21 protein-coding genes are annotated in these 23,474 nt (G+C 64.3%); 15 read left to right on the top strand and 6 right to left on the bottom strand.

All coding sequences use genetic code 11. The annotated features are described in order from the left end of the window. Nucleotides 1-174: 174 nt before the first annotated feature. Entirely contained in the window at nucleotides 175-1,578 is a 1,404-nt protein-coding gene (locus NKI72_RS08140) for an MATE family efflux transporter (protein WP_352615069.1), read from the top strand. A gap of 16 nt (nucleotides 1,579-1,594) precedes the next feature. On the opposite strand, the gene NKI72_RS08135 is transcribed toward NKI72_RS08140, so the two are convergent. From NKI72_RS08135 to speB, 4 genes are all read right to left on the bottom strand, one after another. After that, nucleotides 1,595-2,242, bottom strand: a complete 648-nt coding sequence (locus NKI72_RS08135) for an amino acid ABC transporter permease (protein ID WP_352539924.1) — start codon at nucleotides 2,240-2,242, stop codon at nucleotides 1,595-1,597. Further along, a complete protein-coding gene (locus NKI72_RS08130; protein WP_352819616.1) occupies nucleotides 2,239-2,907 on the bottom strand; it encodes an amino acid ABC transporter permease in 669 nt (222 codons plus the stop codon). The genes NKI72_RS08135 and NKI72_RS08130 overlap by 4 nt, the downstream gene beginning before the upstream one ends. A 6-nt stretch (nucleotides 2,908-2,913) precedes the next feature. Further along, nucleotides 2,914-3,723 carry a transporter substrate-binding domain-containing protein gene (locus NKI72_RS08125; protein WP_352835791.1) on the bottom strand — a complete coding sequence of 270 codons (810 nt, stop codon included), beginning with the start codon at nucleotides 3,721-3,723 and terminating at the stop codon, nucleotides 2,914-2,916. Between the two features lie 136 nt (nucleotides 3,724-3,859). Further along, a complete protein-coding gene (gene speB / locus NKI72_RS08120; protein ID WP_352449470.1) occupies nucleotides 3,860-4,921 on the bottom strand; it encodes an agmatinase in 1,062 nt (353 codons plus the stop codon). Nucleotides 4,922-5,104: 183 nt separating this feature from the next. Here speB and gcvA point away from each other — a divergent pair, with 183 nt between their 5' ends. The 8 genes from gcvA to NKI72_RS08080 all read left to right on the top strand — a co-directional run bounded on the left by gcvA (nucleotide 5,105) and on the right by NKI72_RS08080 (nucleotide 14,010). Continuing rightward, nucleotides 5,105-6,079, top strand: a complete 975-nt coding sequence (gcvA, locus tag NKI72_RS08115) for a transcriptional regulator GcvA (RefSeq protein WP_023676980.1) — start codon at nucleotides 5,105-5,107, stop codon at nucleotides 6,077-6,079. Nucleotides 6,080-6,271: 192 nt separating this feature from the next. After that, nucleotides 6,272-7,576, top strand: coding sequence for a nicotinate phosphoribosyltransferase (gene pncB, locus NKI72_RS08110; RefSeq protein ID WP_352472380.1), 1,305 nt, complete (start codon nucleotides 6,272-6,274; stop codon nucleotides 7,574-7,576). Nucleotides 7,577-7,739: 163 nt separating this feature from the next. Beyond that, nucleotides 7,740-9,179 carry a hypothetical protein gene (locus tag NKI72_RS08105; RefSeq protein WP_352835789.1) on the top strand — a complete coding sequence of 480 codons (1,440 nt, stop codon included), beginning with the start codon at nucleotides 7,740-7,742 and terminating at the stop codon, nucleotides 9,177-9,179. A 162-nt stretch (nucleotides 9,180-9,341) separates the two neighbouring features. Continuing rightward, a complete protein-coding gene (locus NKI72_RS08100) occupies nucleotides 9,342-10,646 on the top strand; it encodes an ABC transporter substrate-binding protein (protein WP_352472378.1) in 1,305 nt (434 codons plus the stop codon). Nucleotides 10,647-10,732: 86 nt separating this feature from the next. Next, a complete protein-coding gene (locus NKI72_RS08095) occupies nucleotides 10,733-11,614 on the top strand; it encodes a branched-chain amino acid ABC transporter permease (protein WP_352455934.1) in 882 nt (293 codons plus the stop codon). Then, complete coding sequence (locus NKI72_RS08090) at nucleotides 11,611-12,573, top strand: branched-chain amino acid ABC transporter permease (protein ID WP_352819612.1); 963 nt, start codon at nucleotides 11,611-11,613, stop codon at nucleotides 12,571-12,573. Before NKI72_RS08095 ends, NKI72_RS08090 begins: the two co-directional genes overlap by 4 nt. Next, nucleotides 12,570-13,298, top strand: a complete 729-nt coding sequence (locus NKI72_RS08085) for an ABC transporter ATP-binding protein (RefSeq protein WP_352736693.1) — start codon at nucleotides 12,570-12,572, stop codon at nucleotides 13,296-13,298. Before NKI72_RS08090 ends, NKI72_RS08085 begins: the two co-directional genes overlap by 4 nt. After that, nucleotides 13,291-14,010, top strand: coding sequence for an ABC transporter ATP-binding protein (locus NKI72_RS08080; RefSeq protein WP_352472376.1), 720 nt, complete (start codon nucleotides 13,291-13,293; stop codon nucleotides 14,008-14,010). The genes NKI72_RS08085 and NKI72_RS08080 overlap by 8 nt, the downstream gene beginning before the upstream one ends. Here the strand turns inward: NKI72_RS08080 and NKI72_RS08075 are convergent, their stop codons facing one another. Together NKI72_RS08075 and pncA are read right to left on the bottom strand one after the other, a co-directional pair. Next, nucleotides 14,011-15,438: a sodium:proton antiporter gene (locus NKI72_RS08075; RefSeq protein WP_352835785.1), complete on the bottom strand. Its 1,428-nt coding sequence runs from the start codon at nucleotides 15,436-15,438 to the stop codon at nucleotides 14,011-14,013. A 40-nt stretch (nucleotides 15,439-15,478) separates the two neighbouring features. After that, nucleotides 15,479-16,078 (bottom strand): bifunctional nicotinamidase/pyrazinamidase, encoded by a 600-nt coding sequence (pncA, locus tag NKI72_RS08070; RefSeq protein ID WP_023676971.1) that lies wholly within the window; start codon nucleotides 16,076-16,078, stop codon nucleotides 15,479-15,481. Nucleotides 16,079-16,350: 272 nt separating this feature from the next. Between pncA and NKI72_RS08065 the strand changes: the two genes are divergently transcribed. The 6 genes from NKI72_RS08065 to NKI72_RS08040 are packed head-to-tail and all read left to right on the top strand — an operon-like array spanning nucleotide 16,351 to nucleotide 23,412. Further along, a complete protein-coding gene (locus tag NKI72_RS08065) occupies nucleotides 16,351-17,211 on the top strand; it encodes an FAD binding domain-containing protein (RefSeq protein ID WP_352850031.1) in 861 nt (286 codons plus the stop codon). After that, the gene (locus NKI72_RS08060) at nucleotides 17,211-19,964 is read left to right on the top strand and encodes a molybdopterin-dependent oxidoreductase (protein ID WP_352850030.1); all 2,754 of its coding nucleotides are present in this window, start codon (nucleotides 17,211-17,213) and stop codon (nucleotides 19,962-19,964) included. Before NKI72_RS08065 ends, NKI72_RS08060 begins: the two co-directional genes overlap by 1 nt. After that, nucleotides 19,961-21,505 carry a 6-hydroxynicotinate reductase gene (locus NKI72_RS08055; RefSeq protein ID WP_352769453.1) on the top strand — a complete coding sequence of 515 codons (1,545 nt, stop codon included), beginning with the start codon at nucleotides 19,961-19,963 and terminating at the stop codon, nucleotides 21,503-21,505. The genes NKI72_RS08060 and NKI72_RS08055 overlap by 4 nt, the downstream gene beginning before the upstream one ends. Then, complete coding sequence (locus NKI72_RS08050; protein ID WP_352835777.1) at nucleotides 21,502-22,377, top strand: UPF0280 family protein; 876 nt, start codon at nucleotides 21,502-21,504, stop codon at nucleotides 22,375-22,377. Before NKI72_RS08055 ends, NKI72_RS08050 begins: the two co-directional genes overlap by 4 nt. Further along, nucleotides 22,370-22,954 (top strand): amino acid synthesis family protein, encoded by a 585-nt coding sequence (locus tag NKI72_RS08045; RefSeq protein WP_352506039.1) that lies wholly within the window; start codon nucleotides 22,370-22,372, stop codon nucleotides 22,952-22,954. The genes NKI72_RS08050 and NKI72_RS08045 overlap by 8 nt, the downstream gene beginning before the upstream one ends. After that, nucleotides 22,951-23,412 (top strand): MarR family winged helix-turn-helix transcriptional regulator, encoded by a 462-nt coding sequence (locus tag NKI72_RS08040; protein ID WP_352506064.1) that lies wholly within the window; start codon nucleotides 22,951-22,953, stop codon nucleotides 23,410-23,412. Before NKI72_RS08045 ends, NKI72_RS08040 begins: the two co-directional genes overlap by 4 nt. Nucleotides 23,413-23,474: the final 62 nt, after the last annotated feature.

Raw genomic sequence — 23,474 nt, 5'->3', positions numbered from 1 at the left:
CTGCATGGAGCTGACTGGCTTAACCCTTCCGCAAGTCAGCCTCTTGCCACCGGTGCCTATTTCATAGACAAACTCGCCGTAATGCGGAATCCGGCCGATCATGGCCGTTTCCGCGCTGAGACGCGGCTTCCGGCTCTTGCCGACGTGCCGCAATCGGATAGGCGGAAAACTAGAATGTCTGCGATCGAAGCCGACGCTCGCGCGCCGGAAAACCTTTGGCGTCGGGAAATCAGGGCGATGCTGGCGCTCGCCTGGCCGATGGTGCTGACCAATCTCGGCCAGACCGCGATGACCGCTACCGACGTCATGATGATGGGACGGCTGGGGCCGGACACGCTGGCCAGTGGTGCGCTTGGTGCCAACCTCTACTTCATGCCGCTCATCTTCGGGCTCGGCCTGATGCTGGCGACCTCGCCGATGATGGCGACGGAGCTCGGCCGCCGTCGGCACTCGGTGCGCGACCTGCGCCGCACCGTGCGCCAGGGTCTGTGGCTGGCGATCCTCATTTGCATTCCGATATGGGCCCTTCTCTGGCACGGCGAGAGCGTGTTGCTGGCCATGGGTCAGGAACCGGCGTTGGCGCACCAGGCCGGCATCTATCTGCGCTGGCTCGAATGGGCGGTGCTGCCCTTTTTCGGCTACATCGTCCTGCGCTCGTTCATTTCGGCGCTGGAGCGGCCGGGCTGGGCACTGATCATCGTTTTCGTTGCCGTCGCCTGCAATGCCTTCTTCAACTGGCTGTTCATGTTCGGCAATCTCGGCATCCCTTCGATGGGCATCGCCGGCTCCGGCCTTGCCACCACTCTGTCCAGCACGCTGATGTTCGCCGGCATGGCGATGGTGGTGATGCTTGAGAAGAAGTTCCGGCGCTATCGTCTGTTCGGACGCTTCTGGCGCGCCGACTGGCCGCGCTTCAAGGGCCTGCTGCGGCTCGGCCTGCCGATCGCCGGCCTGCTGGCGTTCGAGGTGACGATCTTCAACGCGGCCGCCTTTCTCATGGGCCTGATCGATGCGGCTTCGCTTGCCGCCCATGCGATCGCCATCCAGATCGCCTCGGTCACCTTTATGGTGCCGCTCGGCCTCAACCAGGCGGTGACGGTGCGCGTCGGACTTGCCCACGGCGCCGGCAATCCGGAAGGTGTCAGCCGGGCTGGCTGGACCGCCTATGTCGTCGGTGTCTCCTTCATGGCGCTGATGGGGCTGGTGATGATCCTGTGGCCGCATCTCTTGATCGGCGCCTTCATCGATCTGGGCAATCCGGCTAATGCCGAGGTGGTGGCGCTTGCCGTCTCGTTCCTCGCCTTTGCTGCGCTGTTCCAGGTTTTTGACGGTGCGCAGGCGGTCGCCAGCGGCATGCTGCGCGGCCTGCACGACACCAAGGTGCCGATGATCTATGCCGCGATCGGCTATTGGGGCATCGGGCTGCCGCTCGGCGTGCTGCTGGCCTTTCGTTTCGGCTTCAACGGCGTCGGCATCTGGATCGGCCTGTCGTCGGGACTGGCGGTGGTTGCGGCACTCCTGCTGGTGCGCTGGCTGCGGCGTGACAGGATCGCGCCGCCGCTGGTATTCGGGCGTTGAATTGCTGGTCGCCCGCTCAGCGGGCCGCCGCCCGTTGCTCGAGCGAACGTGCGTATTGCGTCAGCGGAAAGCACATGACGAAGAAGATCAGCGCTACCAGCCCATAGACTTTGAACGGTTCGAAGGTCGCATTGTTGATCGCGTTGGATGTCCTCACCAGCTCCTCGAAACCGATGATCGAGGTCAGCGCGGTCGACTTGATCAGCTGCACCAGGAAGCCGACGGTCGGTGCGCGGGTGATCGAAAACGCCTGCGGCAGGATGATCAGCCGGAGTTCATGCAGATAGTGCAGGCCGAGGCTGGCGCCGGCGTCCCACTGGCCGCGCGGCAGCGCATCGACGCCGCCGCGCCAGATCTCGGCGAGATAGGCGCTGGCGAAGAAGGTCAGGCCAAGCACCGCCGCGGTCCACGGCTCGATGCGCAGGCCCAGCATCGGCAAGCCGAAGAACATCAGGAAGAGCTGCATCAGCAGCGGCGTGCCCTGGAAAAGCGCGATGTAGCCGGAGGCAAACCGGCGCGCCCATTTATTCTTGGCGATCCGGAAGAACAGCACGATCATGCCGACCACGGCCCCGCCGACAAACGCGGCCAGCGACAAGAGCACCGTCCAGCGCGCCGCCAGCAGCAGGTTGCGCAGAATGTCCCAGAAGGTGAATTCGATCATGAAACGCCGGCTCCGAGAAGCCGGCGGCCGCCGCCGACCAGCAGCCGGCGCAGCCCAATCGACAGGGCGAGGTAGACCATCGTCACCACGAAATAGGTCTCGAAAGCCCGGAACGTGCGCGCCTGCAGCATGTCGGCTTCATAGGTCAGCTCGCGAACGGCGATCTGCGATACCACGGCGGATTCCAGCATCATGATGACGATCTGGCTGGTCAGCGCCGGATAGATCACCTTGAGCGCCTGCGGCAGCACGATCTTGATGAAGACCTGGCGCGGCCTGAGCCCAAGCGCCAGTGCCGCTTCCGTCTGCCCGGGCGGCACCGCGTCGAGCCCGGCGCCAACGATCTCGATCGTGTAGGCGGCCATGTTGAGCGTCATCGCCAACATGGCTGCCAGCACCGGATCGAGCCTGACGCCGATGCTGGGCAGCCCGAAGAAGATGAAGAACAGCTGCACCAGGAACGGCGTGTTGCGGATCATCTCGACATAGACGCCGATCGCCCGCTTGAGCAGCAGCGGACCGTTCCGCCGCCCTGCCGCGCCGAGGATGCTGAGCAACGTTCCCGCCAGCGTGGTGACAGTGATCAGCAGGATCGTCGTGGCCGCGCCGCGCGCGATCGCCCCTGTTGCCCCGGCAAGCCAGCCGAAGTCGAGGCTATAGGTCACTGGCCGTCAATCCTTGAGATTGGCGGGATCGAGCGGTGTCTTCAGCCAGGCCTTCGAGCTTTCGTCCAGTTTGCCGTCGGCCAGCATCTTGGCGACCGCATCGTTGACCGCTTGCTTGAGGCGGTCTTCCTTCTTGTTGAGGCCGATATGCGAGGGCGAGGTGAGAAGCTGGAATTTCTGCTCCGGCTTCAGTTCCTCCTGCCGGGCGAGCACCTGGGCGCCGACATCGTTGCCGACCACCATCAGTTGGGTCTGGCCCGAGATGAACGCCTGGATGACGGAATTATAGTTGTCGAAACGGCGGATGTCGGCCGAGGCGGGTGCCGCCTCGGTCAGCGAGGTGTCCTCCAGCGTGCCGCGATTGACGGCGATCGACTTGTCGGCAAGGTCTTCCTTGCCTTTGACCGAGAGTGCTGCCGGGCCGATGACGGCGATGTAGTAGGGTGCGTAGGCGGCGGCGAAATCGATTACCTGCTCTCGCTCCTTGGAGTAGCCGACGCTCATCAGCAGGTCGACGCGCTTGTCGGTCAGGTACGGAATGCGGTTCTGGCCGGTCACGCTGACCAGATTGAGCTTGACCTTGAGCTGGTCGGCGATGGATTGCGCCACGTCGATGTCGTAGCCCTTGATGCTCATGTCGGCGCTGGCCGAGGAGAAGGGCGGGAAGTCGGAAAAGATGCCGACATTGATGGCGCCGGCCTTGGCGATGTCGTCGATCGCGTCGGCATTGACGGCCTGCGTGGTGAAAGCAAAACCGGTCGCGCCGAGCACCAGCACGGCGGCGATGGACGATTTGAGTTTCATGTGAAGTGTCATTGTCATTCCCCTGCTGGAAGCTTGTTTGTTTGAGTGCAACCGCCGGCTCCAGCGCGGCGGTCGCCTTTGGATTCTCTGGTGGACCATGATCTTCTCCGAAAACCGGTTCCCACTTTCGGGATCATGGTCGAGCGTGTCAGCCCGCCTTGCCGGTGATTGCCGGGCTGAAGACCATCAGGCTGAGGATCTCGAACAGCACCTGCGCGCCGGCGTGCGCCGTGTTGGTGGTCGCGTCGTACTGCGGTGCCACCTCGACCACGTCGCCGCCGACGATGTTGAGTCCCTTCAGGCCGCGCAGCAGCTCGAGCACTTCGCGCGTCGTCAGCCCGCCGACTTCCGGTGTGCCGGTGCCCGGCGCGAAGGCCGGATCGATGCTGTCAATGTCGAAGGAGACATAGGTCGGGCCGTCGCCGACTATCCTGCGCGCCTTCTCGATAATGGCGGGAATGCCGAGGCCGGTCACCTCTTCGGCATGCACGACGGTCATGCCGGACTCATAGGTGAACTCCCACAGATATTCGGCCGAGCCGCGAATGCCGATCTGGATGGTGCGGCTCGGGTCGAGCACGCCGTCCAGTACCGCGTTGCGGAACGGCCCGCCATGGTGGAACTTGGTCATGTCGAACAGGCCGCTGGTATCGCAATGAGCGTCGATATGGATCATGCCCACCGGCGCCTTCTTGCCGACCGCCTTCAGGATCGGGTGGCTGATCGAATGGTCGCCGCCGACAGACAAGGGTAGGACGCCGGCGTCGACGATCTGGTTGGTGCGGCGTTCGATGTCGTCATGGCTGGTCTCCAGCCGGTAACGGCTCTGGAACGGCACGTCGCCGATGTCGGCGACCTTCAGCTCATGCGTCGGTGCGCATTCCAGCACATGATTGTAGGGGCCGATGCGCTCGATGGCGCGCAACGCCCTTGGCCCGAAACGGGCGCCCGGCCGGTTGGTGACGCCCAGATCCATCGGCACACCGATCATCGCCACCTGCAGATCGCCGAAATCCGGATTGTCGGCGGCGATTTCACGATAGGGCGCCGCGAGGAAGGTCGGGATGCCGGAATAGGGCGCCAGTCGCGTGCCGGTCTTGGAGAAGATCTTGTCGGCGACACGCTGGAATTTCGGGTCGAACATTTCGCCGCCATGGCTCTCGCCGTATTTGCGGCGCAATGCTTCGAGCTTGCCGCGGTCGTAACCCATGTCGGTCCTCCATGGCTGGTGCGGCGCGCGGGCGGCGGCCTCGATAGCCGCAGCCGCCGGCTGCCTGCAGATTTCACGTCTTGATGCAATGCCTGGGCAAAGTGTCCCGTAGCTGCATTGAAAAATCAATTGATATTGTTAGTGTGTTATCTGTGAGAAAATCTCACAGAGCCCAGGGTCCAAATGGCCAAGCGTTTGCCACCGCTCAACCCGCTGCGCGCCTTCGAGGCGACGGCGCGCCACGCCTCGCTGAGCAAGGCGGCGGCTGAGCTCAACGTCACCCACGGCGCCATCAGCCATCAGATCAAGGCGCTCGAGCAATCGTTGGGTGTCAAGCTGTTCGAGCGTGCCGGTCAGCGGGTGAAGCTGACGCCGCACGGCGCCGAGTTGCTGCCGGCGGTGTCGACCGCCTTCGACGGCATTGCCGCCGCCACGCAGCGCATGACGAGACCGGCCAGCACCGGCGTTCTCTCTGTATCCTGCGTGCCGGCGCTACTGTTGCTGTGGATGATCCCGCGGCTGGGCAGCTTCACCTCGCAATATCCGGATATCAGGCTGACGCTGATCCCATCCAATGATGCCAAGGACGTCCGCGCACCGCACATCGATGTCTGCGTGCACTATGGTGACGGCAGCTGGACCGACTGCTGGATGCGCAAATGGTCGGGCCTCGAACTGTTCCCGGTGGTCAGCCCGACGCTGATCAACAACCGCCCGATCCGCACCGTCCGCGACCTCGCCGATCACGTCTTCCTGCATGGCGACGACGGCCGCGAATGGCATACCTGGCTGGCCGCCGCCGACGCACTGGACCTCGAGCGCGGCCGTCGCCATCATCTCGGCGATGCGCGGATGGCGACCGAGGCCGCGGTTCACGGCCATGGCGTGGCGCTCGGCGATACGGTGACGGCAAGCGGACTGCTCGCCAGGGGACTGCTTGTCGCCCCGTTCAGTCTTTCCGTGCCGGCCGTCGACGATTTCTACGTCGTCTGCCGCAACGAGATGCGGTCGGCGCCGATCGTGCAATTGTTCATCGACTGGCTGTTTGCCGAGAAAGAACAGGCCGACCGCCGCGCTGACGCACCGGTGGCAGGCCGCATCGGCATTCGCCGCAAGCGTCCGGCGCTCAAGGTGGTCGGCGCCAAGACCGCATCCTGAGGCGGAAACTGCCGTAGGCGCCGCTTGCAGCAGGGGCTTCTTTTTGTCGGGCCAGCCCGCAAAGCGGGAGGCGCGTTCAAAAATTCGATGCTAAGAGGCATTTGGAGCAATTCCAGGAAAAGTGCGCAGCGGTTTTCCGTCCGGAATTGCGCTAGACAAAAGCTAGAGCGAGCAACGAAGGCGCATTAAGCGATGGCAAAGACCGATATAGCGCGGCGCGTCTACAATCACACCTGGAAGCTCGACCCGATCGTCCGCAGCTTGCTCGACACCGATTTCTACAAGCTTCTGATGCTGCAGATGATCTGGGGCATGTATCCCAAGGTCGACGCCACCTTCTCGCTGATCAACCGCACCACCTCGGTCCGCCTTGCCGAGGAGATCGATGAGACGGAGCTGCGCGAGCAGCTCGACCATGCCCGCACCTTGCGCTTCTCTAAGAAAGAGATGATCTGGCTCGGCGGCAACACCTTCTATGGCCGCAAGCAGATATTCGAACCGGAATTCCTCGCCTGGCTGGAAAATTTCCGGCTGCCCGAATACGAGCTTTCCAAGCGCGACGGCCAATACGAACTCGCCTTCAGCGGTCCGTGGATGTACACGACGCTGTGGGAGATCCCGGCGCTGGCAATTATCAATGAACTTCGATCTCGCGCGGCCATGCGGGCGTTCGGGCCGTTCGCGCTCGACGTGCTCTATGCCCGCGCCAAGGCCAAGATGTGGGCCAAGACCGAGCGGCTGAAGGCGCTGCCCGGCATCCGCATCTCGGATTTCGGCACCCGCCGCCGTCATTCCTTCCTGTGGCAGCGCTGGTGCGTCGAAGCGTTGAAGGAGGGCATCGGCGAGGCCTTCACTGGCACCTCCAACGTGCTGCTCGCCATGGACAACGATCTCGAGGCGCTCGGCACCAACGCGCATGAGCTGCCGATGGTGTTCGCCGCGCTCACCAATTCGGAAAAGGAATTGAAACGGTCGCCCTACAACGTGCTGCAGGACTGGCAGCGCTACTACGGCGGCAACCTGCTGATCGTACTGCCGGACACCTTCGGCACCGCGGCGTTCCTGCGCGATGCACCGGACTGGGTCGCCGACTGGACCGGCTTCCGCCCCGACAGCGCGCCGCCGATCGAAGGCGGCGAGAAAATCATTTCCTGGTGGCGCGAAAAGGGCAAGGACCCCAAGCAGAAGCTGCTCATCTTCTCGGATGGGCTGGAGGTCGAGACCATCGAGGAAACCTATCGCCATTTCCGCGGCAAGGTGCGCATGTCCTTCGGCTGGGGCACCAACCTGACCAACGATTTCGAGGGCTGCGCGCCGACCGAGACCAACCGGCTAGACGCCATCTCGCTGGTCTGCAAGGTCACCGAAGCCAACGGCAGGCCGGCGGTCAAGCTTTCCGACAATCCGGCCAAGTCGACTGGCGACGAGAAAGAGATCGAGCGCTATTTGCGCATCTTCGGCCAGAAGGACCGCGTGGAGCAGTTGGTGAAGGTGTGAAGTAGGGGAACTCTTGCGTAGTATGAGTTCCTTCGCGCCCCCCTCTGTCCTGCCGGACATCTTCCCCGCGAGGGGGGAGATTGCGCCCTCATTGCTGCTTTCGCCAATTGCTGAAGTTGCAGAAGGAGAGCCGACGGCGGAACCGCCGATCTCCCCGCTTGAGATGTCCGGCAGGACAGAGGGGGGCGCTGTAGAGCGCTGCATTTCGGCAATCAGGCCCTTTCCCGGCCTCGTCGCTTCCTTGGAATTCCCATCCACGCCCGCCTTCGCCCACGCCTCCGACCGCGGCCATGTCCTGCTGCTTCCCACCGGCTACTACGTCGTCGGTGGCGCGCTCGCGGTTGCCGCCAGCTTCCTTGTCCTGGCTCTACTGCCGCCGGACTCCCTCGACCGCTTCTGGCGCAAACGCCTGCCGCTTTTTACCTTCGGCGACGGCGCGCGGACTGCCGTCAGCCTGGTATCCTTTGTCGGCTTTGCAATTCTGATTGCCGCCGGCCTGTTCGGCAGCCGCGATCCGCTTTCCAATCCGCTGCCGCTGACCGTGTGGACGCTGCTCTGGGTTGGCCTGGCTCTGTTGCAGGGGCTCGCCGGCGATCTCTGGTCGTGGCTCAACCCCTGGTACGGGCCATGCCGCGTCGCCTCGCGCCTGTCCGGCAGAACGCAGCCGAATCTGCTCCCCCAACGGCTCGGCTATTGGCCGGCTTTCCTGCTGTTCTTCGCCTTCGCCTGGTTCGAGCTGATCGACCCTGCGCCAGACGATCCGGCGCGGCTGGCCTGGGCCGCCGGCGCCTATTGGCTGCTGACCTTTGCCGCTATGCAGGTCGTCGGATACCGCGACTGGAGCCTGCGCGGTGAGTTCCTGACGGTGTTCTTTTCCATGGTAGCGCACTTCGCCATCATCGAGCGCAACGAAGACGGCCGGCTCAAACTCTGCTGGCCGGGTGCCAAGCTGCTCGGTGGCGCGCCGCTACCGCTCAGCGGCGTCGCTTTCCTGCTGCTTGCGCTGTCGTCTGTGTCCTTCGACGGCCTGTCGAAAACCTTCTTCTGGCTAGGCTGGTTCGGCATCAATCCGCTGGAGTTTCCTGGACGCACCGCTTTGATCGGCATCGGCAGTTTCGGTCTTGTGCTGAGCTTTGCCGTGCTTGCGGCCGTGTTCGCGCTAGCCGTCTTTCTTGGCCAGCACCTTGCCGGCAGCAACCATTCGCTCGGTCACGCCGCCGGGCTTTTGGCCTGGTCGATCGTACCGATCGCGCTCGCCTACCACTTCGCGCATTATCTGACGGCGCTGCTGGTCGACGGCCAATATGCAATTGCCGCTCTCTCCGACCCGTTTGCGTTTGGCTGGAACCTGTTCGGTACCGCAGACATGTCAATTGAAGCCGGCGTTGTCGCCGGCGCCGGCTCGGCGTGGTGGCTGTGGAACCTCCAGGCCGGCGTCATCATTGGCGGCCACATGCTTGTTGTGCTTGTCGCCCATGGCTTGGCCTGGCGGCTGCACGCCATTCCGGCTCGCGCCGCGCTCAGCCAGTTCCCGCTCACCGTGCTGATGATCGCCTACACCGTCCTCGGCCTATGGCTGCTTGCGACGCCGAGCGCCGGATGAACGAGGTGTGCGATGGCAGTCAATCGAACCTTGGGGAAAGCTCGCTTGCCACGTCAGAGCTTTGGTGATTTAGTTTGTACACATGCAATTTTCGCCCCTCTTAACAAGAGTGGCCTGCCTGCTACAGCCATTGGTCAAAGCTCAAAAACAAGGGGAACTGCCGTGACTGACAAGAATGGGTTTTTCGATCTCTCCAGATCCGCTCTCACCCGCCGCACGGCGCTGAAGGGCCTTGCCGCCGGCGCCGGTCTTGCCGTCGCGCCGGGTTTCGTGCGTTACAGCCAGGCGCAGAACTCGGCGCCGATCAAGATCGGCTTCCAGTCGCACCGCACCGGCATCGGCGCCGCCTATGGCCGCTGGTACGAGAAGACCACAGCGGCTGCCGTCAAGGCGATCAACGATGCCGGCGGCATCAACGGCCGACCCGTCGAGGTGATCATTGAGGATGACGGCACCGATCCCGGCCGGGGAGCCGAAGTCGTCGGCAAGTTCGCCTCTCAGCACAAGACCGATATCGTCTACGGCACGCTGTTTTCGCATGTCGTCATCGGCTCGGCGCCGGCCGCCGGCGAGGCCAAGATGCCCTATTTCGTTGTCAGCGAAGGCCACCACGTCGCCTCGACCAAGTTGAACCGCTACGTGTTCCAGCCCGGCATCACCGATGTGAAGAGCCAGATCCAGTCGATGGCGCCGTGGATTGCCGCCAATGCCGGCAAGAAGGTGACGCAGATCTTCCCCGATTTCGCTTTCGGCTACGACCATCGCGACTACCTGCCGCCGGCCCTGAAGGCGCAAGGCGCCGAGGTCATTGCGCAGATCGCGATTCCGCCGACGGAATCCTCCTTCACCAAATATTTCCCGCAGATCCCCGCAGAGACCGAGGTGATCTACCACGTCATGGTCGGCCCGGCGGTGCTCACCTTCGTCAAGGAGCTCGGCGAGTTCTACGGCTCCAATCGGCCGCAATTGTTCGGCTTCATCGATTCGCTCGAAGCCACCGACATCAACAGCCCCGGCCTCGAATTCCTCGACGGCAGCCATTTCTGGGAAGGCTCGCCGCGTTATGCGCAGCCCGATGACTCCCCTGCGCAGAAAGCCTACCGCGCCGCCGTCGGCATCGACGACAATGGTGCCGCCGTCGGCGACCCCAAGGACGTCTCCACCGCCGCGCACATGTTCGGCTGCTGGGAAACGCTCTACGTCGTCAAGAAGGCGATGGAGGATGCCGGCTACAAGGGCCCGGAAGACCGCGCCAAGCTGGTCGAGGCGACCGAGGCGTTGACCGAGTTCGCCGAGGGGCCGGAGCACCCGCAAGGGCCGAAAACCTTCAACGGCAAGATCCACCAGTGCTTTGGCATCCAGAACATCTCCAAGGTTGAAGGCGGCCGGCTGAATGTCGTCCACAAGACCAAGATCGAGGACGGCCTCTACGAGCCTGAGGGGGATTACACGACGCAGACGCTGTGAGCTTGGCTGCTGCAGCAAGCGTGAGCGCCAAGATACCCCCCTCTGGCCAGAGGGGGGTGCTTCGCGCATCCGCCGGTGCTTAGGCGATGCACTTCGGACCTCACCTGCTCCTCGCCGCCCTCGAAGGCCTCGTCACCTCCGCCGTGCTGGCGCTGACGGCGCTTGGGCTGTCGCTGGTGTTCGGCGTCATGCGCGTCGTCAATGTCGCGCATGGCGAGTTCTTCATGCTGGGCGCGGTGCTTGCCTGGGCGATCTCAACGGCGATATCCGGCCATCCGGCGCTCGGCTTCCTGGCCGCCCTGGTGCTGGCGCCGCTGATCGTCGGCCTGATCGCGCTGCTCGCCGAACGGCTGGTGCTGCGCCGGCTCAACTACAATCCGGAAGCCACCATCGTCGCCACCATCGGCATGCTCTACATCATCCAGCAACTGGCGCTGACCTTCTACGGCCCGGAGGCGCGGCCGGTGGAGCCGCCGTTCAGCTACCGCATCCTCCTGCCGTGGTTCGGCTATTCCGGCTACAAGCTGTCGATCATCGCCGCGTCGGCGCTGCTGCTGGTCGCGACCTGGCTGGTGCTGACGCGCACGAAAATCGGCCTCGTCATGCGCGCCACGCAATATGACAGCGAGACGGCGCAGGCCTTCGGCATCCCGGTGACCAGAGTCTATGCCGGTGTTTTCGCGCTCGGCGCCATGCTGGCTGCTGTCGCCGCGGTGCTGATCGTGCCGATCAGCCAGGCCCACTATCTGATGGGACAGGACCCGCTGTTGCTGTCGTTCATCGTCGTCATCATCGGCGGCCTCGGCTCGCTGCGCGGCACGGTCGTCGCCGCGGTGCTGATCGGCCTTTCCGACGGCATCATCTCGGTGTTCTTCTCACCGACGCTGGCCAAGATCATCGCCACCTTGCTCGTCGCCATGGTGCTGGTGTTCCGGCCGCAGGGCCTATTCGGGACGACATCGCGATGAAGGATGCTTCGCCGGCAAAGCCATATGCGCTGCACCTCGGCGTCATCGCCCTGCTTTTCGGGCTTAGCTTCGTCCTGCCGGAATACCATCACGGCCTGCTCGCCCGCATCATGGTGCTGGCGGTCTTCGCCATGGGCTACAATCTGCTGTTCGGCTATGTCGGGCTGCTCAGCCTCGGCCATGCCATGTTCTTTTCAGCCGGGCTCTATGGCGCCGGCCTTGCCGTCATCCATCTCGGCTGGAGCGTACCGGCCGCCTTCGCAGCCGGGCTTGCCTACGGCGCGCTTCTCGCGCTGGTGATCGGGCTGCTGGCGCTGCGCACCTCCGGCGTCGCCTTCATGATCGTCACCATGATGTTCGCTCAGGTATTTTATCTCGTCATTCTTTATTTCGCTGCCTGGACCGGTGGCGACCAGGGCATGGTCGTGCCGCAGCCGATGCGTGTCCTTGTCCTGGGCAGCACGTCACTCGACCTCACCAACCCGACCGTGCGCTATATGAGCGCGCTGGCACTGTTCTCGATCGTGCTGCTCATAAGCCTGGCGATAGTCCGCTCCGGCTACGGTCGCGTGCTGGTCGCCATCCGCGAGAACGAGGAGCGGACCAAGATGCTTGGCTACGACACGTTCTCCAGCAAGCTCGCCGCCGTCGTCATCTCCGGCAGCATCTGCGCGGCTTCCGGCGCGGCCTATGCGCTGCTGTTCGGCTATGTCGGCTCGAGCTTCGCCTCGGTGCAATACTCCATCCTGCCGCTGCTCTGGGTGCTGCTGGGCGGTGCCGCCACCACGCTCGGTCCGCTGATCGGCACGCTGTTCATGTATTATGTCATCGACGTCGCCAGCGGCTACACCTCGGCCTATCTGCTGGTCGTCGGCATAGCGCTCATCCTGCTGGTGCTGTTCTTCCCGAGAGGCATTCTCGGCAGCATCCGCCAGCGCTGGCTCGGGTGGTTGCCATGATGCCGCTGCTCACCACCAAAGGCCTGTCGCGCAGTTTCGGCGGCTTGCGTGCCGTCGACGGCGTCGACTTCGCGCTGATACCGGGCGAGATTCGCGCCATTATCGGCCCCAACGGTGCCGGCAAGACCACCTTCGTCAGCCTGGTCAGCGGCCGCATCCAGCCCTCGTCGGGCATGATCGTCTTCGACGGCGCCGACATCACCAGCCTGCCTGCCTACGCCCGGGTTCGCCTCGGCATCGCCTATACGTTCCAGATCACCAGCGTCTTTGCCAATCTCAGCGCCTACGACAATGTTGCCCTGCCGGTGCAGCGCACGCTGACCGACGGCCGCTCGAAGGGCGCGGTTCACACCGGCGTCATGGCGGCTCTCGAGCGCACCGGCCTTGCCGACCGGGCGCAAATGCCTGCCGGGCAATTGTCCTACGGTCACCAGCGGTTGCTGGAAGTGGCAATGGGACTGGCACTGAAGCCGCGGCTGCTGATCCTCGACGAACCGACGCAAGGGCTTGCCGACAGCGAGATCGACAATTTCATCGAGCTGGTGCGCGAGATCGCCGATAGCGCCACCGTGCTTTTGATCGAGCACAACATGCCGGTGGTCATGCGGCTCGCCGACCGCATCACCGTCTTCAACGCCGGCAGGATCTTGGCTGAAGGCACGCCCGAGCAGATCCGCGCCAATGCCGCGGTGCAGGACGCCTATCTGGGGACGACCCATGGCTGAGGCCCAGTCCAAGGCACTGACGATCTCCGGGGTCGACTGCTTCTATGGCGAGGTCCAGGTGCTCTATGGCCTCGATCTTGTGTTGAACGAGGGCGAAGTGCTCTGCCTGTTCGGCCGCAACGGCGCCGGCAAGACGACGACGCTGAAGGCAATCATGGGCCTGGTGCCGGTAAGCTCCGGCTCGATTCGGCTCGAAGGGCGGGAATTGAGCGGCTTGCCGGCGCACGAGGTGCCCAAGGCCGGCGTCGCCTACGTGCCGCAGGGCCGGCGGCTGTTCGCCGAGATGACGGTGGCGGAAAACATCGAGATCGGCCTGATGGCCCGCAACAAGGGCAAGGCGACGCGCGAGAACGTGCTCGATCTCTTCCCGCTGTTGCGCCAGCGCCTCAGGCAGCGTTCGGGCACGCTGTCCGGCGGCGAGCAGCAGATGCTGGCCATGGCCCGCGCCCTGTGTCTGGAACCGCAGGTGCTCCTGCTCGACGAACCGACCGAAGGGCTGATGCCGTCGATGATCGCCAAGATCCGCGAAACCGTGTCGAAGCTGCGTGCGCTTGGCGTGTCGACAATTCTTGTCGAGCAGCGCGTCGATGCCGTGCTGTCGGTCGCAGACCGCGTTTGTTTCATCGAAAACGGCCGCAACCGCGAGACGGTCGATGTCGAGGAACTGCGTTCCGATCCCTCCGCGGTCCGTCGCTATGTCGGCGTCGGCTGATCAGGCAAAGAACAGCAAGCCGGCAAGCAGGAATGTCGGGATCAGCACCGCGCCCGACCATGCCATATAGCCAAAGAAGCTCGGCATCTTGATGCCGCGATGCCTGGCAATGGCATAGACCATGAAATTCGGCGCATTGCCGACATAGGTGTTGGCGCCCATGAACACCGCGCCTGCCGAGATCGCCGCCAGCGTCGAGGCGAGCTCGGTCATCAGATGCTGCGCATCGCCGCCAGCCAGCTCGAAGAACACCAGATAGGTCGGCGCATTGTCGAGGAAGGACGACAGCGCTCCGGTCAGCCAGAAATAGGCAAGGTTGTCCGGCGCGCCGGTCGGCGAACTGACCAGCAGCACCAACGGCGCCAGCGCGCCATCGAGCCCGGCCCGCAAGATGGCGACGACCGGCACGATGCAGATGAAGATGCTGGCGAACAGCTTCGCCACCTCGGCAATCGGCCCCCAGTTGAAGGCGTTTGCGCCGCGAAACTCCTTCGGCGAGACGACAAGCGAAGTGAAGGCCAGTATCAGGATGGCGGCGTCGCGCACCAGATTCTGCAGCTCGAGGCTGACGCCCTGAAAAGAGAAACTCACTCCCGGCTTCCAGGCAGCGGAAATCAGGATCGCGGCGATTACGCCGGCCAGCAGCGGAATGTTGGCCAGGCCGCGAATGCGCACCTTGCTGTCGGGCGTCGGATCCTTGATCTTCGGCGCGCCTTCCTCCCGGCGATGCATGATGATGTCGATCGCCAGGAAAACAGCCAGCACCACGCCGGCGACGAACAGCATCTCGGGCAGCAGGTGAACTGTCGTCCAGAAGAAATCGACGCCGCGCAGAAAGCCGACGAACAGCGGCGGATCGCCCAGCGGCGTTAGCGACCCGCCGATGTTGGACACCAGGAAGATGAAAAAGATGACGACATGGGCGTTGAAGCGCCGGTTGTCGTTGGCGCGGATGAGCGGCCGGATCAGGATCATCGAGGCGCCGGTTGTGCCAATGATCGAGGCAAGCAGCGCCCCTCCCAGCAACAACCCGGCATTGACCAGCGGCGTGCCGTGTATGTTGCCGGCAACGAAGATACCGCCCGAAATGGTGAACAGCGCAAACAGCAGGATGATGAACGACATGTATTCCGTGAGCAGCGCATGCAGCACCGCCTGCGTGGCGGACGGGATGCCGAAGGCGATGGCCAGCGGCCCGATCACCAACGCTGCCCAGAAGGCAGCGATCTTGCCGTAATGGTGCTCCCAAGCATGATGGAACAGCAGCGGGCCGGTCGCGATGCAAAGCAATAGCCCGGCAAACGGCAGCACCCACCAAAGCGACATGGCGGCGCCCGGCAATTCGTGCGCTTCGGCCGCGAGAACCGCTCTCGGAGAAAAGATTGCTGCAATAAGTGCAGCACTTGCCGTCAACGCCGCAAACCGCATGAAGCCCCTCAAAAGTCTGTCAGGTTCGGCTGGATGACGTTCAAATCAGTGTCACGCCGGCATCGCGCATCCGGCCCAGCATCCTCTCCACGGAGCCGTTGAGATCGATGCCGCGGCAGGCGTCGAGCCGCACGGACGTCTCAAAACCGAGCTTGACCGCGTCGAGCGCCGAAAAGGCGACGCAGAAATCCGTCGCCAGGCCGACCAGGGTCAGCGTCTCGATGTTCCGATCCCGGAGATAGCCGGCAAGGCCGGTCGGCGTCGTCCGGTCGTTCTCGAAGAATGCGGAATAGCTGTCGATCGCAGGACGGAACCCCTTGCGGATCACCAGCTCGGCCTTGCTCCAGGCGAGGCCCGAATGGAAATCCGATCCCAGGCTGCCCTGGATGCAGTGATCCGGCCACAGCGTCTGGTGGCCATAAGGCACGTCGATCGTTTCGAACGGGTGCTTGCCGGGGTGGCTGGAGGCAAAGCTCGAATGGCCGGCAGGGTGCCAGTCCTGCGTCAGCAGGACGTGCTCGGTCCGCCGGATTAGGTCATTGACCAACGGCACGATTTCGTCGCCACCGGCCACTTCAAGGGCGCCACCCGGGCAGAAATCGTTCTGCAGGTCGATAACGACAAGCGCTTCGTCGGCCATGGAGCCTCCTTATTTTCTTGGTCTTGAGCTTAGGCTCCAATAAAAACGCGACCGGACGCAGAAACTTGACCAGATGGCCGGCTGCGTCAACCTCTCATGGCATAACAAATGCATTCCGGATGCACCGGTGCCAACAGTCGTGCAAACTCTGGCTTTGACAATTCCTGCCGGCTTGATATCATTTGCACACGAATGAATTTCCTGCCTTGAATGCTCGGGAAAATCTTTCGGCAGGATCCCCTCTCGGGAAGCCCATTCTGGGAAGGCAAAGCGTGATCCGTTACGCAAAACCCACCACGGTCGACGACGCCCTCGCTTTGCTGGGCGAAGGGCAATGGCGCATCCTCGCCGGCGGCACCGACTTCTATCCGGCACAGGGCAGCAAGCCTTTCCGCGACAATGTCCTCGATATCAATGGGCTGGTGGCATTGCGCGGCATTGCCGAAGCCGAAAACCATTGGCTCGTCGGCGCGCGCACCACCTGGACCGATCTCGTCCGCCATCCTCTGCCGGCGGCTTTCGACGCGCTGAAGCAGGCGGCGCGGGAAGTCGGCTCGGTGCAGATCCAGAACGTTGCCTCGATTGCCGGCAATCTCTGCAACGCCTCGCCGGCCGCCGATGGCGTGCCGGCGCTGCTGGTGCTCGATGCCGAAGTCGAACTGCGTTCCGCTGTGGCGACCCGGCATCTGCCCCTTGCAGAGTTCATCCTCGGCAACCGTCGCACCGCACTGCAGCCCGGCGAAATGGTCACGGCAATCCGCATTCCCAAACCCGCGACCGCCGGCAGCTCCGCCTTCGTGAAACTCGGCGCGCGGCGGTATCTCGTCATCTCCATCGCCATGGCCGCCGCACGCCTGGCCGTCGAAGATGGAATGGTCAGGAACGCGGCCGTCGCCGTCGGTTCCTGCTCGGTTGTCGCCAGGCGCCTGGCGGGTGTCGAGGCGGCGCTACGCGGCCGGCCCGTCGGCCCAGCGCTGGCCACTGCGATCCAATCCGCACCGATGGACGAGCTGTTGCCGATCGGCGACGTGCGCGGCAGCGCCGAATATCGGCTGGACGCTGCGCGCGAGATCGTCGCCCGCGCCGTGCTTGGTGCGATGGGCGCTGTTCCCGGCGAAAGGGCGGCGGCCTGATGGGCATGGAGCGCGCCGACATCGCCTTCGAAGTCAACGGCGCCGCCGTCAGCGTTTGTGTGCCGCCGGTGCGGCGGCTGTCCGCGGTGCTGCGCGACGAGTTGCGGCTGACTGGCACCAAGATCGGCTGTGATGCCGGCGACTGCGGCGCCTGCACGGTGCTGGTCGACGGCGAGCCGGTCTGCGCCTGCCTGATTCCCGCGGCTTCCGCCTCCGGCACCGTGGTGACGACCGTCGAAGGCCTCGCCAATGGCCGGCTGTCGGGGCTGCAGGCCTCGTTTCTCAGCCATGGCGCAGCGCAATGCGGCGCCTGCACGCCCGGCCTGCTGGTCGCCGCAACGGCACTCCTGGACAGGACGCCTTGCCCGAGCGAGGCCGAAACGCATGATGCGCTGGGCGGCGTGCTCTGCCGCTGTACCGGCTACCGCAAGATCGTCGCCGCGGTGATGGATGCTTGGCGCCACGCCGACGGCCTCGATCAGCACATGCCATCCTCTGGCCATGCCGTCGGCTCCTCCCCGATCCGCCTCGATGGCCTGCCGAAAGTCACCGGCGACGAAAAATTCGGCGGTGATTCTTTCCCGGCCGACGCATTGTCGGTGCTGGTGGTCCGCTCGCCGCATTATCATGCCGCTTTCACTTTTGGCGACCTCGGCAGTTGGGTGAAATCCCGTCCCGGCATTGCCGGCGTCTTCACCGCCGCTGACATTCCGGGAAAGAATTGTTTCGGCGTCATCGCGCCCTTCGCCGACCAGCCGGCGCTGGCCGAAGGGGTTTCGCGCTTTCGCGGTGAGGCGGTGGCCCTGGTTGCCGGCGAACGCGAGGCTATCCTCGATCTCGACCTTGCCGATTTGCCTGTCAGTTGGACCGAGTTGCCGCATTTTCTGGAAACTGGCGAAGCGCAGGCCGGCGGCGCGCAACTGGTCCATGAAAACCGGCCCTCGAACCTGCTCACCTCCGGCTTCGTCGAGCGTGGCGACCCCGAAGCCGCGCTCGCCGGTGCGGCTTTCGTCGTTTCCGGCGCCATCGACACTTCCTATGTCGAGCACGCCTATATTGAACCGGAAGCCGGCTATGCCTTCATGGACGGCGACACGCTGGTCGTCGTCGCCTGCACGCAGGCGCCCTATATGGACCGCGACGACACGGCAAAAGTGCTCGGCCTTGCCCCGGAACAGGTGCGCATCGTGCCGACCGCCACCGGCGGCGGCTTCGGCTCCAAGCTCGACGTCTCGCTGCAACCGCTCATCGGCCTCGTCGCCATGAAAACCGGCCGGCCGGCGGCGCTCGCCTACAGCCGCACCGAATCGATGATCTCGACCACCAAGCGCCATCCGGCTCTGATGAGAGCGAGCATCGGCGCCCATGCCGACGGCCGTGTCACCGGCATGGTCTTCGCCGGCGATTTCAACACCGGCGCCTATGCCAGCTGGGGGCCGACGGTCGCCAACCGCGTGCCGGTGCACGCCTCCGGCCCCTATGCGACGCCGAACTATCGCGCCGAAGGCCGCGCCATCCACACCAACGGCCCGATTGCCGGCGCCTTTCGCGGTTTCGGCGTGCCGCAGGCGACGATCATGCAGGAGACCCTCTATGACGACCTAGCCGACAAGCTCGGCATGGATCGGCTCGCCTTTCGCCTGAAGAACTGCCTTCGGAACGGATCCGAAACAGTCACCGGCCAGCGGCTCGAGTCGGGCGTCGGCATCGCCGACTGCCTCGAGGCCCTCCGTTCACATTGGCAGCGTGCCGTTCGCGATGCCGAAGCGTTCAATGCCGGTAGCAGCATCAAAAAACGCGGCGTCGGCATCGCTTCTTGCTGGTACGGCTGCGGCAACACCTCGCTGCCCAATCCGTCGACCATCAAGGTCGGCATCTCGGCATCGGGCGCAGTCGTCCTGCATCAGGGTGCGGTCGATATCGGGCAAGGCTCGAACACTGTCATCGCGCAGATCTGCGCCGATGCGTTGGGTCTTCCGCTCGAAAAATTCCTGCTGAAAGGCGCCGACACGGCGATCACCCCCGACGCCGGCAAGACCTCGGCCTCGCGCCAGACCTTCGTCACCGGCAAGGCCGCCGAAAAGGCCGGCCGCGCCTTGCGCGAGGAGATCTTGCGTTTCGCCAATGTCTCGGAAAAGGCGGCGATTGCGCTGGACGGCACAAGCCTGAGCATCAGGGAAGGCGAAGCGACCCGCCGCGTCGATCTTTCCTCGCTGAAGGCAGACCCCGAAGGCTTTGTCTTTCGCGCCGAGGAAAGCTACGACCCGCCGACGCTGCCGCTCGATGCCAAGGGCCAGGGCAAGCCTTATGCCGTCTATGGCTATGGCGCGCAGATCGCCGAACTGGAGGTCGACCTCAGGCTCGGCACCGTGAAGCTTATAAAAATCACCGCCGCTCACGATGTCGGCAAGGCCATCAACCCTTTACTGGCAGAGGGCCAGATCGAGGGTGGCATCGCCCAGGGCATCGGCATGGCGCTGATGGAGGAATTCATCCCCGGGCGCACCGAAAACCTGCACGACTATCTGATCCCGACGATCGGCGACGTGCCACCGATCGAGACCATCCTGATAGAAGTTCCGGATCCGGAAGGACCCTTCGGCGCCAAGGGTTTGGGCGAGCATGTGCTGATCCCGACGGCGCCGGCGATCCTCAACGCCATCCGCCACGCCACCGGTGTGCTGGTCACCAAAATTCCGGCGACGCCGACCCGCATCCGCGCCGCCATCCTCGACAAGGAGGCGCGCCGATGAGCGAGCTTGCCGAACGCTTCGAGACCCACGATCCCGGCGAGAAGCTGGTGGCCGAGAAGATCCGCTGCGATGCCTGTCCAGTCATGTGCTACATCGCCGATGGCCGCACCGGCGCCTGCGACCGCTACGGCAATGTTGGCGGCAGGATCGTGCGGATGGATCCACTGACCATCCTCGACCACGCGGCCGAGACCGGCGCCGCAATCGTACCCTTTGCCGAAGAAGGCGAGGCATGGGACGGCGAACTGGTCAACACCGGCCGCCGCTTCGTCACCGCCATCGGCGCCGGCACCACCTATCCCGATTACAAGCCGGCGCCCTTCATCGTCAGCCAGGAGGTCGAGGGCGTCGATCTGGTCACCGTCGTCACCGAGGGCATCTTCTCGTATTGCGGCGTCAAGGTGAAGATCGACACCGACCGTCATATCGGCCCCGAAACGGCTACGGTCCGTGCCCAAGGCGAGGCGATCGGCCATGTCACGACCGGCGAATACGGCTCGCAGATGCTGTCGCTGGGCGGCGTACATCATCTGACCGGCGGCTCGAAGGCTGAAGGGCGCGCCACCTGCGACGCCATGCTCGCCCTGTGCAACCGCAAACCGGTTGAACTCGTCATCGACGGCGGCGCCACCGTCATCGTCGAAGCCGGCAAGCCGCCGGTCATCGACGGCAAGCTCGAGCAGCGCATGCGCGTCGGCTGCGGTTCGGCTACCATAGGCATGTTCGCGACCCAATGGCGCGGCCTTGTCGACGAGGTGGTGGTGGTCGATGACCACATCACCGGCGTCGTCTCCGAGCATCAGGCCGGCAAGGTGCTTGGCTGGCAGGATACCGGCATCAAGATCATCGGCCGCCGTTCGACGCCGGGCCGTTATTTCAAGGTGTCGGAGCCCGGCCTCGGCTGGGGCGGCACCAGCATTTCCGACCCGCTGTCGATCCTTGGTGAATGGAACGCCAAAAAGGGTGCGCGCCCCGGCATGTCGCTGCTGATGGTCTCGACCACTGGTGAGCAATTCGCCTATTACGAGCTCGACGACGAATTGAAGCCGGTCCAGAAACCGTTCCCGGAGCGGCTGCGGAAGTCGGTCGAACTGATCGAGGACAATTGCGAGCCGGCGCTCTGCACCGTGCTTTTCGTCGGCGGCGCCGGCGGCTCGCTGCGCGCCGGCGTCACCGAGAACCCGGTCAATCTGACCCGCTCGGTGCAGGGCTTGACGACCTACGTGACGGTCGGCGGCGCGCCGGTCTATGTCTGGCCGGGCGGCGGCATCACGCTGATGGTCGACGTCACCCGCGTCCCGGAAGGCGCCTTCGGCTATGTGCCGACGCCGGCGCTGGTGGCGCCGATCGAGTTCACCATGCGCCGCGACGATTATGTCAGGCTTGGCGGCTACGAAGGCGAAATCCGCAGCGTCGACGATATCCTGGCCAAGGGCGGCGAATATCTCAATCCGCGCCGCGGCACGGCCGCACCCCGTGACAATCCCTGGCCGCCGCTGGCGCAGTTGCGTCGCGCGACCGCAAACGGGGCCGGGCGATGAACGGCCCGCAGGCGCATTGGCTCGAGGACGGCCGGAGGCTTCACCTCAATCATGGGCCGATCGATCTGATCGTCGAGGCATTCGGCGAGGCGAGTGAATGCAGCGCCGCATATCGCCAGGCAGTGGCGCGCTTCCAGACAATCCTGGTTGAACTGGTCGAAGAGTTGCCCGAACTGCGGCGCCCGGCCGCCTCGCGGCCACGTGCTTTCGTTGGCCCGACGGCGCGCCGCATGGAAGTGGCGGTCGTTCCGCTAGCGAAACAATTCATCACGCCGATGGCGGCCGTCGCCGGCTCGGTAGCCGACGAAGTGCTTGGCGCGCTGCTTGCCGGCCGCCGGCTCGAGCGCGCCTATGTCAATAATGGCGGCGACAGCGCGATCTATCTCGGCCACGGGCAGTCGATGATGCTTGCCATTGCCGGGACAGGTCATGGGTTGGCAGATCGTCTCACGATCCGCCCCGAAGACGGGATCCGCGGTGTCGCGACAAGCGGCTGGCGCGGCCGCTCCTTTTCGCTGGGCATCGCCGACGCGGTCACGGTGCTGGCGCGAACGGGTGCTGAAGCCGATGCCGCCGCGACCTTGATCGCCAACGCCGTCGACCTGCCCGGTCATCCGGCCGTTAGGCGCGTACGGGCGCGCGATCTCGCACCTGACAGCGACCTCGGCGACCGTTTGGTGACGCAGGGCGTGGGGCTGCTTTCCGCCGCTGAAATCGCTATCGCGCTGGAAGGCGGATTTGCCGTTGCCGAGGAGTTTCGGCGGCGCGGCCTGATTGCCGCCGCGGCACTTTTCCTCGGCGGTCAGGCGCGCATCGCAGGTCCGATGGCGCTCGCCAATAAAGTTTTAGAGAGGGAAATTGCTCATGCCTGAGTTTCCGATCCGCAAGATCGCCGTGCTGACCGAAGAGATTTTTCACGAAGGCGGGCCGGTGGCGAAGGTGCCGCGGCGCCGCGCGGCGGCCATGGCTGTGGTCAAGAACCCGTTCGCCGGCCATTACGTCGAGGAACTGCAGAGCGCCATGGAGGATTTGAAGCCGCTCGGGCTGCTGCTCTCCGACAGGCTTGTTGCCGCATTGGGCGGCGACGTCAAACAGATCGACGGTTACGGCAAGGGCGCCATCGTCGGCATGGCGGGCGAGCTGGAGCATGGCGCGCTGTGGCATGTGCCGGGCGGCTATGCCATGCGCGAACGGCTCGGCGACGCCAAGGCGATCGTGCCCTCGGCAAAGAAGGTCGGCGGCTTCGGCGCGCGGCTCGATGTGCCGCTCGGCCACATCAACGCCGCCTATGTGCGCAGCCATTTCGATGCCATGGAAATCGGCATCAGCGATGGCCCCCGTCCCGACGAGATCCTGTTTTGCCTCGCCATGACCTGCGGCCCGCGCGTGCACGACCGCATGGGTGGGCTGGCGGCCAAGGAAATTAAGGCATGGGATGGGCTGCGGTGAGCGCCGAGGACAATCGGCTCAAGCTGGTCGAGGCCGAGGAGCCTGACGAAAACGACTATCGCTTGCAGGAGCAGGTCGGCTTCATCCTGCGCAAGGCGCATCAGCGCCATGTCTCGATCTTCGCCGCACACATCGCCGATCTGACGCCGCCGCAATTTGCCGCTTTGGCCAAATTGCGCGACGTCGGCGAGACCTCGCAGAACCAGCTTGGCAGCCTGATCGCCATGGATGCGGCGACCGTGAAGGGCGTCATCGACCGGCTGAGAGCGCGTGGCTTTGTCGAACTTAGCAAACACGAAGTCGACAAACGGCGCCTGCTGGTCAATCTGACCGCTGAGGGGCGCGACGCGATCGAGCGGCTGATCCCGCTTGCCCGTGAGATTACGCAGGAAACGCTGGCGCCGCTTTCTGCCAAGGAAGCGGCCATTTTCATGAAGCTGCTGGCCAAGCTGGCTTAATCTGCTGCCTGCCGGCGCTTGGTTGTTGTTCCTGCCGGGCGCTGAACGCCCGGCAGGAAAGC

The sequence above is a fragment of the Mesorhizobium sp. M0437 genome, assembly GCF_040321335.1.
GTDB lineage: Bacteria > Pseudomonadota > Alphaproteobacteria > Rhizobiales > Rhizobiaceae > Mesorhizobium.
The sequence above is the reverse complement of the archived record's forward strand: the minus strand, read 5'-3'. Positions and strand labels throughout refer to the sequence as shown.

Bases quoted from the DNA above. Each gene is read 5' to 3' on its own strand.
- NKI72_RS08140 (WP_352615069.1), top strand. From the start codon at position 175: ATGTCTGCGATCGAAGCCGACGCTCGCGCGCCGGAAAACCTTTGGCGT.
- NKI72_RS08135 (WP_352539924.1), bottom strand. From the start codon at position 2,242: ATGATCGAATTCACCTTCTGGGACATTCTGCGCAACCTGCTGCTGGCG.
- NKI72_RS08125 (WP_352835791.1), bottom strand. From the start codon at position 3,723: ATGACACTTCACATGAAACTCAAATCGTCCATCGCCGCCGTGCTGGTG.
- speB (WP_352449470.1), bottom strand. From the start codon at position 4,921: ATGGGTTACGACCGCGGCAAGCTCGAAGCATTGCGCCGCAAATACGGC.
- gcvA (WP_023676980.1), top strand. From the start codon at position 5,105: ATGGCCAAGCGTTTGCCACCGCTCAACCCGCTGCGCGCCTTCGAGGCG.
- pncB (WP_352472380.1), top strand. From the start codon at position 6,272: ATGGCAAAGACCGATATAGCGCGGCGCGTCTACAATCACACCTGGAAG.
- NKI72_RS08105 (WP_352835789.1), top strand. From the start codon at position 7,740: ATGTCCGGCAGGACAGAGGGGGGCGCTGTAGAGCGCTGCATTTCGGCA.
- NKI72_RS08095 (WP_352455934.1), top strand. From the start codon at position 10,733: ATGCACTTCGGACCTCACCTGCTCCTCGCCGCCCTCGAAGGCCTCGTC.
- NKI72_RS08090 (WP_352819612.1), top strand. From the start codon at position 11,611: ATGAAGGATGCTTCGCCGGCAAAGCCATATGCGCTGCACCTCGGCGTC.
- NKI72_RS08085 (WP_352736693.1), top strand. From the start codon at position 12,570: ATGATGCCGCTGCTCACCACCAAAGGCCTGTCGCGCAGTTTCGGCGGC.
- NKI72_RS08080 (WP_352472376.1), top strand. From the start codon at position 13,291: ATGGCTGAGGCCCAGTCCAAGGCACTGACGATCTCCGGGGTCGACTGC.
- NKI72_RS08075 (WP_352835785.1), bottom strand. From the start codon at position 15,438: ATGCGGTTTGCGGCGTTGACGGCAAGTGCTGCACTTATTGCAGCAATC.
- pncA (WP_023676971.1), bottom strand. From the start codon at position 16,078: ATGGCCGACGAAGCGCTTGTCGTTATCGACCTGCAGAACGATTTCTGC.
- NKI72_RS08060 (WP_352850030.1), top strand. From the start codon at position 17,211: ATGGGCATGGAGCGCGCCGACATCGCCTTCGAAGTCAACGGCGCCGCC.
- NKI72_RS08055 (WP_352769453.1), top strand. From the start codon at position 19,961: ATGAGCGAGCTTGCCGAACGCTTCGAGACCCACGATCCCGGCGAGAAG.
- NKI72_RS08050 (WP_352835777.1), top strand. From the start codon at position 21,502: ATGAACGGCCCGCAGGCGCATTGGCTCGAGGACGGCCGGAGGCTTCAC.
- NKI72_RS08045 (WP_352506039.1), top strand. From the start codon at position 22,370: ATGCCTGAGTTTCCGATCCGCAAGATCGCCGTGCTGACCGAAGAGATT.